Source organism: Litoreibacter arenae DSM 19593 (genome assembly GCF_000442275.2).
GTDB lineage: Bacteria > Pseudomonadota > Alphaproteobacteria > Rhodobacterales > Rhodobacteraceae > Litoreibacter > Litoreibacter arenae.
In genome coordinates this window covers 746,075-760,489 of the sequence record NZ_KE557314.1, presented here as the reverse complement: position 1 = coordinate 760,489, position 14,415 = coordinate 746,075, and the positions used below count along the sequence as shown (strand labels likewise).

Below are 14,415 nucleotides of genomic sequence, written 5' to 3'. Positions count from 1 at the left end.
TCATTGCGCCATCGTCTTGCCCAGCGACTGGCGGGACAGTTTCAGGCCGACGAACACGATCAGCGATGACAAACCGAGCAACAGGAAACCGAAAGCGGACCCCAGTTCCCAGTTGAAGCGCGTGATGAACTGGCTGTAGATCAGGCCGGTGAACCACAGGCTGTCCTTGCCGCCCAGCAGGATCGGGGTCAGGTAATTGCCGAGGCTGAGCATGAACACGACGATGCAGCCGGACACGATGCCGGGCATGGCGTGGGGGATCACGATCTCCCGCAGGATGGCGAAGCCGCTGGCCCCAAGGTCGTAGCCCGCCTCGATCAGGCTGTCGTCAAGGCTGTCGAGCGTCGTCACCAACGGCACCACCATGAACAGCATCGAGGTGTAGACCAGCCCCGTCATGATCGCGGCATCGTTGTAGAGCATTTCCACAGGGCCGGATGCCAGCCCGACATATTGCAGCAGGTTGGAAAACACGCCGGTTTCGCGCAGCAGGATCATCCAGCCGAAGGTGCGCACCAGTTCGCTGACCCAGAACGGGATCAGACACATCAAAAACAACGTGGTCTTGCTGCGCCCGCGCGTCAGTTTCGCGATGTAGTAGGCAATCGGAAAGCCGATGAGCAGCGTGAGCAGGGTGGCCGCAATCGACATATAGGCGGTGCGGGCAAAGGTGTTCCAATAAAGCGGTTCGTTGAAGAACACGGCGTAGTTGGCGAAGCCGGTCTCGTATTCGCGCACGCCCACCTTTTCGCGCAGGCTGACCAGAAACATGCCGACATGGGGCAGGATAATCAGCGTCAGAAGCCAGATCAGCAGCGGGGCCAGCAAGAGCCAGAAGGTCAGTTTGGAGCGGTCAGACATCCGTCTGCTCCCCGTCTGCCAGATAAACCCGCGTCTGCTGCTGCTCCCATCCGAAATGGATCACATCGTCCCGCGCAAGGTCACGGAATTCGCCGGTTTGCGGCAGAGCGACATTTAGCTCCGCGCCCGTGGTCTGGTCGCGCAGGATCAACTGGCTGTTGGCCCCGTTGAACAGGATGTTTGCGACCTTGCCTTGGCCGGTATTTCCCATTGCCGCCACGTCTGCCTGATTGCGGGACAGGCGCACGGCCTCTGGGCGCACGAATATGTCGACGCTGTCACCGACCGACAGACTGCGTCGCGCATCTAAGCCGTGCAAAGTTTGCCCGTCGCTCGTCACCATCTCGACACTGCCGCCCGCGCTGCCTTTTACTTTCGCGGTGAAGCGATTTGCCTCGCCGACGAACCCTGCGACAAAGGCGGTGTCCGGTTCGTAATATAGCTCTTTCGCCGTGCCCACCTGCTCGAACACACCTTGGTTCATCACCGCGATCTGGTCGCTCATCACCAACGCCTCTGACTGGTCGTGGGTGATGTAGACGAAGGTGGTGTTGAATTCCGATTGCAGCTGCTTCAGTTCAATTTTCATGTGCTCGCGCAGTTTCAGGTCCAGCGCGCCCAGTGGCTCGTCGAGCAGCAGCACGTCCGGCTCAAGCACCATGCAGCGGGCGATCGCCACGCGCTGTTTCTGCCCGCCTGACAGGGAGCTGACGGGGCGTTCCGCCACGCCGCCAAGGCCCACACGTTCCAGCACGCGCTCCACCTGCTTCGTGATATCCGTTTTGTTCACCCCACGCTGGCGCAGGCCAAAGCCGACATTGGCGCCGATATTCATCATGGGAAACAGCGCCAGATGTTGAAAAACCATCGACACAGGCCGCTTGTTGGGCGGCACATCCAGCACCGATTTGCCCTTGATCAGCAAGTCGCCACTGCTGGGCTCCTGAAAACCTGCGATCATGCGCAGAAGCGTGGTCTTACCGCAGCCCGATGGCCCGAGGATGGAAAAGAACGTGCCTTGCGGCACGCTGAAGCTGACGTCGTTCACAGCTTTGAAATCGTCAAAGCTTTTGGAGATGTCGCGACATTCCAGATCGGGGGTTTCAGACATAGGGACGGGCCTTCACAAAAAACGGGAAGCGCGAAAACCGCGCTTCCCTGTCGTCATTTACAGCGGCTTTAGTTGGCGGCGTTGATCCGGTCCAACGCAGCGCCTTCCAGCGCCTCAAGTCCGGCGGGCACCGAGGGATACCACTTGATGTTGTCGATTGCTTCTTGCGGGAAGCTGGCCTGATACTTGGCCTTCAACGCATCATCCACATTTGCATCCCCACCTTGCGAGGCGGTGAAGTTGCCAGCAGCGCTCGTGATCATGGCCGCGACCTCCGGCTGCATCACGAAGTTGATCCACGCATAGGCCACATCATCAGACCTGCCGCGTGCGGGCAGCGCAAAGGTGTCGATCCAGCCCAAAGCGCCGGATTCAGGCGCGACGAAAGTGATGTCGGCGTTGTCGTCGTTCAACTGCCAGCCGCCGGTATCCCATGCCATCGACGCCACGACCTCGCCGGAGCGGAGCAGGTTTTTCAACTCGTCACCGCCGTCCCAGTAGGTTTTCACGTTGGACTTGCACTCGACCAGCTTGGCTTCGACCTGATCGAGGATGTCTTTATAGGCCGCCTCGTCGCCATAGGCTGCGAACGGGTCCAGACCCATAGAGTAGGCAAACCCGATCAGGGTCGGGCGCTTGAGGCGGTAGGACACCTTGCCCGCGACGGAGTCGTTGCACAGGTCGGTGTAGTCCTTCACATCGCCTGCCTGCGCGGTGTTCACGACCAGACCGGATGTGCCCCAGACATGCGGCACGGCGTAGACCTCGCCGTCAACGGTTGTGTTCCCCTTGGTGGCCTCCAGCATGGAGGGGATGAACAGGCTTGTGTCGATCTTGGACATGTCCAGCGGCTTGTAGATGCCGAATTCGGCCTGTGGTCCGGCGATCCGGTCCTGGCTAGGCTGGGCAAGGTCGAACCCGCCGCCATTGGTCGCGCGCAGTTTGGCGATCATTTCCTCGTTGTTGGATTTCGTCACTTCGACAGTGTGGCCGGTTTCGGCCTCGAACTTGGCGATGACGTCTTCCGGCGCGTAGCCGCCCCATGTCAGCAGCCGCAGCGTGTCCGCTTGTGCCGCAACCGACGACAAGGTCATCGCAGCGACGGTCGATAGGATCAGTTTGGTATTCATCATAGTCTCCAATCATAGTGGACACGTCTCAGCGCTGACACCCCAGCGGCCAGCGCACGGTCCTCCCAATGTGATTAGTACACCCCTAAGGTCACAAAACAACGACAGAATAAGTGTCGGACCTCGCGCGGTTTGGCGACTAAGTCTGGGTCATGACGCCAAGTCGACGTAAGTTGGAAGCTACGTAAGTGAATTCAATCGGTGCACAGGAGAGAAACACCGGTTGAGGACCCGCGATTTCCGCCAGTCTGAATAATTTCCCACATTCCCGGCACTTGGAGCAGAGGCAGTCCAGATGACTGAAGAAAGCTTGCGGCTCCGTCGTGCTGCAAACTGCTGAGCATTTGTTCGATGGCGAGACCCGGCTGACATGTGCGGCAAGGCAAGGCCGCCAGCATGCTTCAGATCGCAGGGCTTCAGGATTTGGGAATGTTGAAGACGCTTGCATAGACCAATCGTTCTTCCACAAAGCGCTTCTGGAATATCTGTCTGTCCCGCTTGTGGTTGCCGGACCGGTCGGTGTAGTAGCGTTCGAATTCCCGCAGCATCAGCCGTGTAGGCCGCCCGCCGGGCTGGTCGAGGTCCGCGGTCACGTTCCAGATGGCAGGGTCACTGATCTGCGTGACCGAGGTGATTGCTCCGGTTTGCCGTTCGATCACCGCCTCCAGCCGCTGTCGCCCGCCTCCGCGGGTACTGACCGTGCGCGTCACGGGCGCGGGCCGCGCGCCGCGGCGGAACACGCCCACCGTGCCAGGGCCTGGCGTGACCACAATGCCCCCCGACGCCCCGCCGACGATTGCGCTGTCGAGCAGCTTGGTATCCTCCCACGCGAGGTCACTGTCGATCGCGGGATCGCGTGATTGCAGGACCAGTTCGAACCGGTTGCGTCCCGTGTCTTTGGGATCATCGCGAAAGGACACGTTGAGATAGGGCGAATCGACTTTGTAATTCAGCGGGCCACCCACCGGCACGTTGCCATGCACCCTGACCGAGACCTTGCCATCTTTCACCGACATGACCGCGCGGCGGCGGGGCAGGACCTGCGCGAACTCGGCGGTGGCGACCTTGGAGATTTTGATGCCGTTCATCGCATTGGGCTGATAGCGCACAAGGGCGAGCCGGACGAACGGCATGTAGGTCCCACCCGGATTCAACTCTATGTCGCAATACCACAGGGCCCGGGTGTCGTCCCAGTGGACGCGATGGCCGACGATGGCGACCGGCGCCTCGGTCGGGAACTCTTGTAACCGGATATCTTCGCTGATGACATGGGCGGGGAAATCGCTGGCTTTGGTGCGGTGCTTGGGCAGGACCGTGTCCCACATCGGGTCCAACCCCCATTGCGTAACCGAGGTCTGCATCTTGTCGGGGATCGCCGTGAACGGGCCGTTCTCCGAGAGCAGGACGACGCCCAGCAACTCCCCGTCGCCGGATGAAAACCACGGACGGTCCAGCCACACGCGCAACCCGTTGCCAAGACGGGTGACGTCCACGCCGCCCACCTTTTTGGTGCGCGTCCAGCGGAAGGTCGGCACTACGTAGAGCACGCGCGGATCATCCGGTGCGACGCTGGCGGGGATCAGCGAATGGTCGGTCGTCCCAGCCGGGTCGCGCAGCACGGGCGCGCCCATGTCGTCATCCGCGCCGGTGGTCATGGCGGGCCCTTCGGTCACCGGTCCGATGCGGGTCACCAGATCGGGGTCGGCATAGATCGGCGGCGGCAGATATTCGCGAAAGCGGGTGGTGGCTTGCAGGCGGTATTGGACCAGCCGGAACTTGCTGTCGCCAAATTCGTGCCGGTTGGGGGGCGGGCGAGGTCGCGCGGGGTCGACGATTTGCGCGGCCATGGCGGCAAAAAGATTGACGTCGTGGGGATGGTTTTCGGGCAGATGGATTTCACCAAGCTGGCCCTTGCGATGTTCGCGCGTGGGCTTCGGCCGGTTGATGTCGTCGACCCATTCATGCCACTCGGCGATGATTTCAAACTTTCCGGTGGAAGGCCCGTGCAACCTGATCTGCCTGCACCGGACGTCGGCAAACTGGTCGCCCGCCGCCCGCCCGATGGAGGTCTCTATCATCTCCGGCAGGCATACGGGATGCTGGGTCGCATGCACCAGCGTCAGCGTGCGGAACGGCGTCAGCATCCAATGACAGCCCAGCATTGCCATTTCCGCGACAAAGACCCGACCCGCCTGAGGCGCCCAGTTCAAGAGCCCGAAATCGCCGATCATCGACTTGTCGATGAAGCTGGCATAGCGCAACCGGGCGATGCGGCCCTTGGCAAGGAACAGCGTCAGCACACGGTCGTCGGGGTTCCAGTGCGGCGCGCCGTCATTGGTGAACTTTTCGGCGCATGGAAGCTCGGTCAAGTCCGCCTCGCGTTCGGCCAGAACGATGCGGAAGCCCTGCATGTCGGGCCATTCGCCCTGATGGGGCAGCATTATGACCAGCTCGGAATTGGGCGCCTCGACCACTTCGCAGCCCGTCCCGATGGTGCCGGGGCCGGTGACGCCGGGGATGGTTTCACCGGGCAGCGCGCGGATGGCGATGCCTGCGGCCGCCCCGTCGGGCAGGTAGGGCGTCACCAGCTTCGCCTCGCGGTGAATGACATACTGCCCGCCCACCAGCCGGTCGCCCACGGGGTTTTCGGGCGTGGGGAGTGCGGGCGGCGCGTTCTGGGTTTGGGCGACATTTTTGACGGAGGTGGGCGTGACGATCTCTACGGTGGCACCGGGGATTTCGTCGAACAGGGTACCATCCTCGCGGGCGGCAATCTCGTAGCCCGTCTTGATGTTGTCCCACTGCGCGAAATACGGATCGAACAGCCCGTGGGTTTCGCATTGCTGCTGCGCGGATTTGGGCGGCACGAGGTGGCGTTCATTCAACGCGGTGTATTCGAAATCCGACAGCGCGGGCTCGATGATCGCGGCGGTGAACTGCGGCGTTTTCACGTAGGTTTCCGGCGTCTGATCGTAGTCGGAGCGGATCACCATACGCTCCAGCGACTCGCCTTCGCTGAGCTTGTTCCGGCCCATGATTGCGGGAGGATCGACCGGCTCGAACCGCCAGTAGCCGACCACGTCCGTCGCCTGCTCCAACGGGTCCAGTGTCGGGTCGTCAAGCGCCAGACTGTTGCCCGCCACATCCACATAGCGCGCGCGAAGGCGGTAATGCTGCCCGAATCGCAGCTTGGGCAGGCTGCCTTTTGGCACCTTGTAGGTCACCGCCAGCCCGTTGCCCTTTTCGCCCACGTCGCTGATGTCGGCGGGCATTTCGCCCTGCAATTCGGTGCCGTCCACCTTCGCGGCGCGGATGGTCTTGCCGGGGCGGGGGGCAGACAGGCTCCAGCCCGTCCAGCGGAAGAGGGATTCGTGCAGATAGTAGTCGTCGGGGTTCACCCCGGCACTGGTGCCGCTTGACGCGGACGGGCCTGCGACGTGACCTTCGTCAACCCCGAAGTCGAGCGTGTCGCCGCTGTCGATCAGCTTATAGGTGCCGTGGCGGGCGCACAGGGTGCGCCAATCCTCCGGCTTCACCTCGACCGCCGTATCCCACGGCGGGGCGACCGCCGCCACGTCGACGCGGTAGCCGCGAAACAGATCCTCGGCGAAGAATACGACATTCTTGCCGTTGCCGCCCGCGATGGCCTGATTTTTCAACTGCGCCGCAGCAGCGTCATCGGCGACCTGCTGCGCGCGCCCGTGGCGCGAGATACCCAAACCGCCGGAGCGCAGGGCGGCCACGGGCTGGCGGTCGCCGGTGGTGTAGGTCACCTGCCCGTCAGGGCGCGCAAGATCGAGGCTTTTGGCGACAAGGTTCTGCGCGGTCAGCGTAAAGCCCACCGTCTTGAGCGCGCCTCCGTCGGGGTCCACCTGATAGATGTCGAACAGGCCTTCCTCCTTGTCCTGCTGGCCCCAACTGTCATCGCTGTTTTCCAGCCGGAGCAGCCCGCGGGTCAGATCATCGCCGCGGGGACGGGCGACGAACCGCTCGCGGTCTAGCTGCCATGCCGTTGCGGGGTAGGCGTCGTCGCTGTCGTCACGCCCGTTTTGCCATTTGACCACCAGCGCCATGTTGCCGTTGATCTGGCCCGCGCCGGGGTCGGGTGTCTGGCCTTCGACCACAAAATCAATCACCAGCCCGAGGGCGCGTTGCAGGGGCGGGTAGCTGCCATAGGAGGCGAGGATGCGGTGGAAATCATATTCCGGGATCGGCGGCGGGGGCGGCACGTTCTGGTAGGTGGGAAAGCGCATGGCCTTCTGCGCCATGGTAGCCGGTTCGCGGCGGTAGAAGCTGTCGGCCTGATACAAGGTATATTCGGCCTGACTTGAGAACTGGTCCATCAGCGCTGCATCAGGGGCGGCGAGCAGCGTGCCGCCGGGGCCGGAGGGGCGGGGGTTATACCAGTCCGGCGACATGACGCGGCGACGGAACGTGCCGCCTTTGGGGGGAAGCTGGCCGTCCTTGGCGTCGATGGCGGGTATATCGGTCCGGTAGACACTTCTGGGGCCGAAGACCTGCGCAGTCAGGCGTTCCCCGACGGATCGCTCGTCGTCGTAAAAGCGCGAAAAGCCGGGCAGGGGGACTTCTATTTCGCGGTCGCCGAAGGTGTATTTGATGGTCTTGGTGCCAAGGTCGTCGAGCATATCCTTGAGGTCGGGGTGTGCGTCCTCCCAAGGTAACAGCGTCGGGTGGTTGGACGCCGCCTGCACCGCCAGCCGTCCGTAATGTTTGCGCAGCGTGCCGAGCATGTGTTTGACGGCGAAGGAATGCAGGTTGACGGCGCTCATGTCCTTGAACTCGAACCCCGCCACGGGCGTCGTGTCGGTCAGCAGCTTCCGCCACAGCCCGCTGTCGGGCTTGCCCAGCGGCCGCAGTTTCAGCGTCTGGCCGCCGATGCGCAGGGCGAATTCCGCCTGTTCAAGCAATGCGGGCCAGTCGAGAAAATCGGGGAAGGCAGCGAGGGACTGTTCGGCGGCGGTTTCCGGCGTGAGGCGCGGCGAGACGACGGCGGAGACACGCAGGCGGCCCTCGCCGTCTTCGCCTTTCGGCACGCGCCCGTGCGGCACAACTGTCCAGAGGAGGGTTTGTTTTGTCATGCGAAGGCCTCGCAATGTTCGCGCCATGCATAATCGACATCGGGGCCGTCGATCTGGTCCAGCTCATCGGCGAGCGGGAGCGCGGGATTGAGGCCCAGCATCTGCCGCAGGTTGGGATCGCCGTTGGAGCCTGCGAATTTGCGCTCGCAGGAAATCGTGACGCTGCCGGAGAAGATGAATACCGAAATCTCTATCGTCAGTTCGGCCTTGCCGACGCATTTGCCGGTTTCAAACTCGTATCGCAGTTCCAGATACAGCTCCAGCGAGGCGGTGATGATGCCGAGCACATCGACATGGCCTGCCAGCCGGAAGTAGCCGGTCAACGACACCGCGTCCTGCTCCATCCGGAAATAGATGCCCGCCATCACCGACACGCCGCCCGAAGCGACGCCGAGGTCAATGGAAATGCTGGCTCCGAACTCGAAGGACGCCTCAAGTATCTGCACGCCATTGGGGTCGATGGTGACGCCGAAGAAGCCGCCGCCGCCGAACATGTAGACCGTCAGCACGAATGGCTGCTCGCGGGTGCAGAAGTTGAAGCGCACGGAGAGCGGCTGGCCGATGAACGGCACGGTGAAGCCCGCGCCAAGGCTGAGATTGGCCAGACCGAGCACGCCGATATTGACGCTGGGCAGGGCGACGGAAAAGCCCGCGTCGATCCCTTGCGGTGTGATGTCCAGAAACGGCGGATCGCTGAAGCCGTCCAGCGGGATCAGGTCGCGCAGCACCTCGACAAAGCTGAGGGGGCCGACGAATTTGATATCGTTGAAGACAACGTCCACATCCATTTTGGCGGCGCTGTCGATGCTGAATTCGATCTTCTCGAACAGCAATTCCAGAAACGCGGCCTCGCCGATCAGCACGAGGTCGAAATGTTTCAGCCCGCAAACGACGCTGATTTTGGGTGTGGTGTCGCCATGCTTTTTGACTTTCGCCTCCACCGCCAGCGAAAAGCCACGTTTGTCGTTGACGCGGAAAATCGGATGCGGGCCACTTGGGAAAGAGCTGATTTCGGGGGTCCAGTCAAAGCGGATGGTCAACTCGTCGCCGGTCAACTGCTCGATCAGGTTCAGCAGATCGTCGGCGATGCCGATGGCCTGAGTGACGGCCGACATGGCGTCGGTGATCGCCTTGCGCGGGGCGCCCTCCATCAAATTGAACCCGGCGAGCGTGGTGCCGAGATCGTCGATTTTGTCGCCAACCTCTACGACGAGGTCGCGCAACTGGTCGGGGTCCGAGAGCAGCGCCTCGAACGCCTCTGGTGCGCCAACGATGGCGTCGAGCGCATCAAACAGTGCGCGGGCCTGCGTCACGACGACGGGCAGTTGCGCCAGATCGTCGAGGAATATGTCCAGTTGCTGGGCGGTTGTTAGGATCGTCTGCCGCAAACCGGCGGGTAGCGATACGCCTGCGATCTGCGCATTGGCCGCATTGCGCAGGTCATCCACAGCGGCGCGGGCATCGTTCAGGCTGGAGGGAAGGTTGGCCAGACCGGGATCGGTGGGCGCGGCGTCGATTGCCTTGTTCAGAAGTGTGGCAAGATCGGCCACGACATTGGCAAGCTCGGCCTTGAGGTCATCGAGCTTGTCCTCGATCTCGGTCGCCTGCGCGGCCGTCAGCCCAAGCGCCTGCTGGATGTAATCATCGAGCGTGGCGGTGAAAGCGGTCAGCGCGGCGTTGGCGATGTTCGCCGGTTGCGCGGCACCTTCCGTGACGAAGCCCAGCAGGCGCACCAGCCCGTTGATGAAGCTTTCCAGCTGGGTGCTGGCTTCGGTAGCGAATTTCGGGGCCTTTTCGGGCTTGTCCGCCAGCCCCGTAACGGCGTCGATGATGGCGTTAAGCGGGATGCACCCGAAGATGAGCGGCAGGGGGATGTCGCCTGGCAGGTCCGGAAACCCACCGCCGGGGTCTATGACGCCGTTGATGAATTGATCCGGCTCCGCCGTCACGGGCCCTGACAGGCGGGATAGGGCCTTGGGCACGATATTGGGCTGCACGAACCCGCCGGACCGGTCGCCCTGCGCCGAGAAATCGAGCTTCGCCATGCCGGATGCGGGCACCACGTTGGCGAACACCTCCCCGGCCTGATCGAAGCCGTTTTTCAGGTAGAACGGGTGCCATTCCAGACGGTTGGGAGCGGTGGACCCGCTGAGATGCGTCATCGCCCCGATGCGGGCGTCGAGCCCGGTGACCATGGGGTAAAAGGGCGGATGTCTGAGATCGTCGCTGGCGGCGTCTAGGTCTGGGTTGACCAGTTCCGCGAAGCCGCCGAAATCCATCGTCTCGACCTGCACCGAGGTGTCGCCCGCCTTCATGCTGGCCGCGAGGGCCACGCGTTGCAGCTTCATATCGGCGGTTCTGAGGTTGCCGGAGGCCGCGAAGGCATCGGCCGCCTTGACCGCGTTCGCCCGCGCGTTCGCAAAGTTTGGCCGCCGGTCGAGACTGCCGCTTGCGGGCAGGAAGGGAGCGGCGAAGGTGTTGTCCATGAAGATCATCGGCAACTCGAACGCGACCTTGCGGTCATCCATGTCGGTGGCGACGCATTGGAACTTGAAGTGCTTTTCGTTGACCATGGGCCAGAAGAATTTCTGCCCCTTGTCGGCCTCTATTTCGGAATCGTTCGGGTCATCGAGATTGGGCGTGGCTTCGGTCAGGATGGTGACGGTCGAGAAGGGGAATTGCAGGTTCAAATCCACCTTGCCGTCGAAGCTGCGCAGGGTGTCGGTGCCATAAACGCGCGTCTTTTCGCGGATGACGATGAACATGCGCTGGCGCATATAGGCGGGGTTTCCGGGCAGTTGGTCGATCTGCGGAATGCCGTTGGGAAAACCCGGCTTGGGGTCCGATAGCGCACCGTTGTGGAACTTGCGTTCGGTGACCTTCACCAGCGACACCTGATGGCCGAACGGGAACAGGAAGCCCTTGTAGACGACCCGCACGAAATGGTCGCGACCCATGCTGGCGCGGTGCGCCCATTCCTCGACCGAGAAACCGCCCGGGGGCATCCACGCGCCGCGGCTGTCTAGCCAGCCGCCAAGCGCCGACATCATCATCAGGTTGGTGTTGACGGGATCGGGCGTGTGGCCGCTGATGGAGAAGTTGGATGACAGGTGGGAGATCTGCGTGCGGTCGAAATCGTCCATCGCCATGCGGAAGGGCTTTTGACTGGGATCGACATTCTCGAAATCGGGGCTGCGGTCCTTGGCGGCGGCAATGGCCTCCGGCGTGGAGCCTTCACCGGTCTTGGCCCAAATCGCGCGCACCGTCCGGCTGGGGTCTGGATAGGGCGGCTCGATCGCGTCGCCTTGTGAGTTGGGCGACACCAGACGCGAATGCCACAACTCGGTATGGGTGGTCGCGGCGGAGGTCATGGCGGTGGTTGAGTGACGCCAGCGGGTGCTTTTGTGCGGCGACAGGATCAACCGCCACGGGATTTCAATGGCGGTGGTGTTGGCAGCGGGCGGCTTGGGGCTGGGTTTCGTGCGCAGCAGACCGGGCAGTTTGAACCGCGGCTTCACGCGGCCGGTCTCCAGCAGGCCTACACCGCCCGAGCGCTGCCGCATGTAGAGTGTCGCGGCGCCGGTGGAAGATTTTGAAATGCGCAGGCTGTTGGCGGCAAAGCTTGCCAAGGACGCCCGCTTCGTCGTCGTAACGCGCGACAGGGCGGTGTCGGAGAGCAGGTCCTTGACGCTGAATATCTTGCCGACAATGAACCGGGGTCGGGCGTTGTCGGCGACTTTCAGGTCGAGATCCTGAACCGCCGCCAGCACCCCTTCGAGTGTATAGGGAATCTCCAGGTCGTTCGGGACGTCGAACACCAGACGGGACTCATCCGCGATCCGGGCGCGGATCGTCCGGCCCCCGAAAGGCGGCAGGGTGTCGCCGCTTGTCTGGCCTGCGTCGGGGTCGGGCTTTTGCAATTCTATCGTGTCGTCAACATCAGGTCCGGTGACGCCGGTGGGGTTGGTCTGGAAGAAGGCCTCTTCGGTGATGGCTTGCGGCGGGAAATGCAAGATCAGTTGCGACGCGCCTGTCCCGCGCTTTTTCAGGATTGGCGGATCGCCTGCGACGACGTCAAGATTGCGCAGCTCTATCCGGACCGCCAGCAGGTCTTCCGGTCGCACAACCGGAGTCCCCGGTCGAGCCGGTTCAAAAATGTTGCCTATAAAATCGGTCGGGCGCGGCCTGAATACACCTGTGAGAGTCCCCGTGCCGATAACACTACCCAGATTGGTGGCAGTGTTAGTCGTTAGGGTAGCTCCGACAGACGGCCTTTGCCCGGTGGGGCGAACAGCCATGAAAATAGTCCAAGATCCAGAAAGTCTGACTCAACCATAGCACGATTTTGCATGATTCTGGTGCAGAACCGCGGGGATCGGCCAATTATAGCTCAAGGTATAGCCGTGGTTCCACGAAACCGCGTGTCTTTTGCGAGGAGTTGCCGACGTTGCGGGCAGATCAGTTCAAGGCCCAGGTGGCATTGAAAGCGCTGCGTGATGACAAGACTGTGCGGGAGATCGCGGATGGCCCTACATGACTTCGATGCGGTCTTGACGACATTGAAGAGGTCAAAGGCGCGGTTCGTTCGCTGTTATCGACAGTCTTGATCGAAAGGCACCGCTCGACGGGGCCACAAGCAATAGGCTGAAATACTACGGGCGGCGGCTGACGGAGATCTGCACCCGCATAATGCGGGCCTCTGGTTCGGTCGGCGGCAAATCAAAGATGCTCAGAAAATCAAAGTTTCTCGGGTTTTCTGCTTGATTTTGGTGCCCAGGAGAGGCATTGCTTTGGCTATTCATCCTGTTTCATTCTGACCTAGTTTGCACTCAAACTCTATCTTTACAATTACTTAGTTGTTCCAAGGCATTTCAATATGCTTCCTCCTGTTCTATATTTGTGGGTGGATACAAAGGTGGACAGAGATGGCGGCCATTCACAAGCTTACAGTTTTAGGGATCAAGAAGAGCGCACCAGGCAAGTACTCAGACGGTGGGGGTCTCTGGCTACACAAGCGCAGTGACGGTGGAGCGCAATGGTTTCTGCGCGTTACAGTTCATGGAAGGCGGAGAGAAATGGGCTTAGGACCTTTGTCACAGGTTAGCCTCAAAGATGCTCGTGCGAAAGCAGCCGCGAATAGAGCAATCGTACAACGCGGCTTAGACCCGATAAAGGAGCGTGAGCGCGAAAAGCGAGATGCAACCAGAGATATTCACCTGTTGCGCGACATTGTGGAAGACGCATTTGAAAGCCGTAAAGCTGACTTAAGGGGCGACGGCAAGGCGGGGCGATGGATGTCTCCTCTCCAGCTTCATGTTCTTCCCAAACTCGGCAAGATCCCCGTTGCTGACATTGATCAGCGTGACATTCGAGATACCCTAGCTCCAATCTGGCACACAAAAGCAGATACCGCCCGTAAAGCTATGAACCGACTCGGCATTTGTTTAAAGCATGCTGCAGCGCTGGGCTTAATCGTCGATCTTCAAGCCGTAGAGAAAGCGAAGGCCTTATTGGGTAAGACGAGGCACAGGCCCAAAAATGTTCCCGCATTGTCGTGGCAAGAGGTTCCCACCTTCTATCAAGAGCTAAGCGACGGCACGATTACGCAATTAGCCCTACGACTTTTGATTCTTACTGCGGTTCGGTCTGGACCTTTACGGTTCTTGACCATTGATCAAATCGAGAAGGATGTTTGGACCATCCCAGGCGAGGCCATGAAAGGGAGGAGGTATGCGACAGCTGATTTCCGTGTTCCTTTATCTGAGGAAGCTCTGGCAGTCATTGAGGAAGCCACTAAATTCGAACGTGATAAGTATTTGTTTCCCAGCGTTCGAAGAGGTGTCATTTCTGACGCTACCATGAGCCGCTTTATGGAGAGAAACGGCATGACTGCGCGCCCACACGGTTTTCGATCAAGTTTTAGAACATGGTGTGCTGAGGCAACCGATGTATCTCGCGACGTGGCTGAAACCTGTTTGGGCCACGTGGTAGGTAGTAGTGTTGAACGAGCCTATCGCCGCACCGACCTTCTCGAAAAGAGGCGCATCCTTATGAAAGCTTGGTCGGCGCATTGCGTGGGAAAGTCGACCCCCGAGCAATTAAATGCAGCTACTTAGTGAATTTGGAAACGCCAAAGGTTGCAGCGCTGGGCAACCGTATCCCAGATGAGTCAGTTTGATCACACTGCGTTCTGAAATAGTAAGGCAACGACCTT

Annotated in this window: 6 protein-coding genes; 1 reads left to right on the top strand and 5 read right to left on the bottom strand. The window is 61.0% G+C overall.

The window, feature by feature from the left end; all coding sequences use genetic code 11:
• The 5 genes from THALAR_RS16055 to THALAR_RS16035 form a co-directional block, all read right to left on the bottom strand.
• Positions 1-861, bottom strand: coding sequence for an ABC transporter permease (locus THALAR_RS16055; protein WP_021102648.1), 861 nt, complete (start codon positions 859-861; stop codon positions 1-3).
• On the bottom strand, positions 854-1,972 hold the full coding sequence (locus THALAR_RS16050) for an ABC transporter ATP-binding protein (protein ID WP_021102647.1): 1,119 nt from the start codon (positions 1,970-1,972) through the stop codon (positions 854-856). Before THALAR_RS16050 ends, THALAR_RS16055 begins: the two co-directional genes overlap by 8 nt.
• A 68-nt stretch (positions 1,973-2,040) precedes the next feature.
• Complete coding sequence (locus THALAR_RS16045) at positions 2,041-3,102, bottom strand: extracellular solute-binding protein (RefSeq protein WP_211264811.1); 1,062 nt, start codon at positions 3,100-3,102, stop codon at positions 2,041-2,043.
• Positions 3,103-3,518: 416 nt separating this feature from the next.
• The gene (locus tag THALAR_RS16040) at positions 3,519-8,201 is read right to left on the bottom strand and encodes a hypothetical protein (RefSeq protein WP_021102645.1); all 4,683 of its coding nucleotides are present in this window, start codon (positions 8,199-8,201) and stop codon (positions 3,519-3,521) included.
• The gene (locus tag THALAR_RS16035; protein ID WP_021102644.1) at positions 8,198-12,325 is read right to left on the bottom strand and encodes a coiled-coil domain-containing protein; all 4,128 of its coding nucleotides are present in this window, start codon (positions 12,323-12,325) and stop codon (positions 8,198-8,200) included. The genes THALAR_RS16040 and THALAR_RS16035 overlap by 4 nt, the downstream gene beginning before the upstream one ends.
• An 801-nt stretch (positions 12,326-13,126) precedes the next feature.
• Between THALAR_RS16035 and THALAR_RS16030 the strand changes: the two genes are divergently transcribed.
• Positions 13,127-14,317: a tyrosine-type recombinase/integrase gene (locus THALAR_RS16030; RefSeq protein ID WP_021102642.1), complete on the top strand. Its 1,191-nt coding sequence runs from the start codon at positions 13,127-13,129 to the stop codon at positions 14,315-14,317.
• Positions 14,318-14,415: the final 98 nt, after the last annotated feature.

Bases quoted from the DNA above. Each gene is read 5' to 3' on its own strand.
- THALAR_RS16055 (WP_021102648.1), bottom strand. From the start codon at position 861: ATGTCTGACCGCTCCAAACTGACCTTCTGGCTCTTGCTGGCCCCGCTG.
- THALAR_RS16050 (WP_021102647.1), bottom strand. From the start codon at position 1,972: ATGTCTGAAACCCCCGATCTGGAATGTCGCGACATCTCCAAAAGCTTT.
- THALAR_RS16045 (WP_211264811.1), bottom strand. From the start codon at position 3,102: ATGAATACCAAACTGATCCTATCGACCGTCGCTGCGATGACCTTGTCG.
- THALAR_RS16040 (WP_021102645.1), bottom strand. From the start codon at position 8,201: ATGACAAAACAAACCCTCCTCTGGACAGTTGTGCCGCACGGGCGCGTG.
- THALAR_RS16030 (WP_021102642.1), top strand. From the start codon at position 13,127: ATGGCGGCCATTCACAAGCTTACAGTTTTAGGGATCAAGAAGAGCGCA.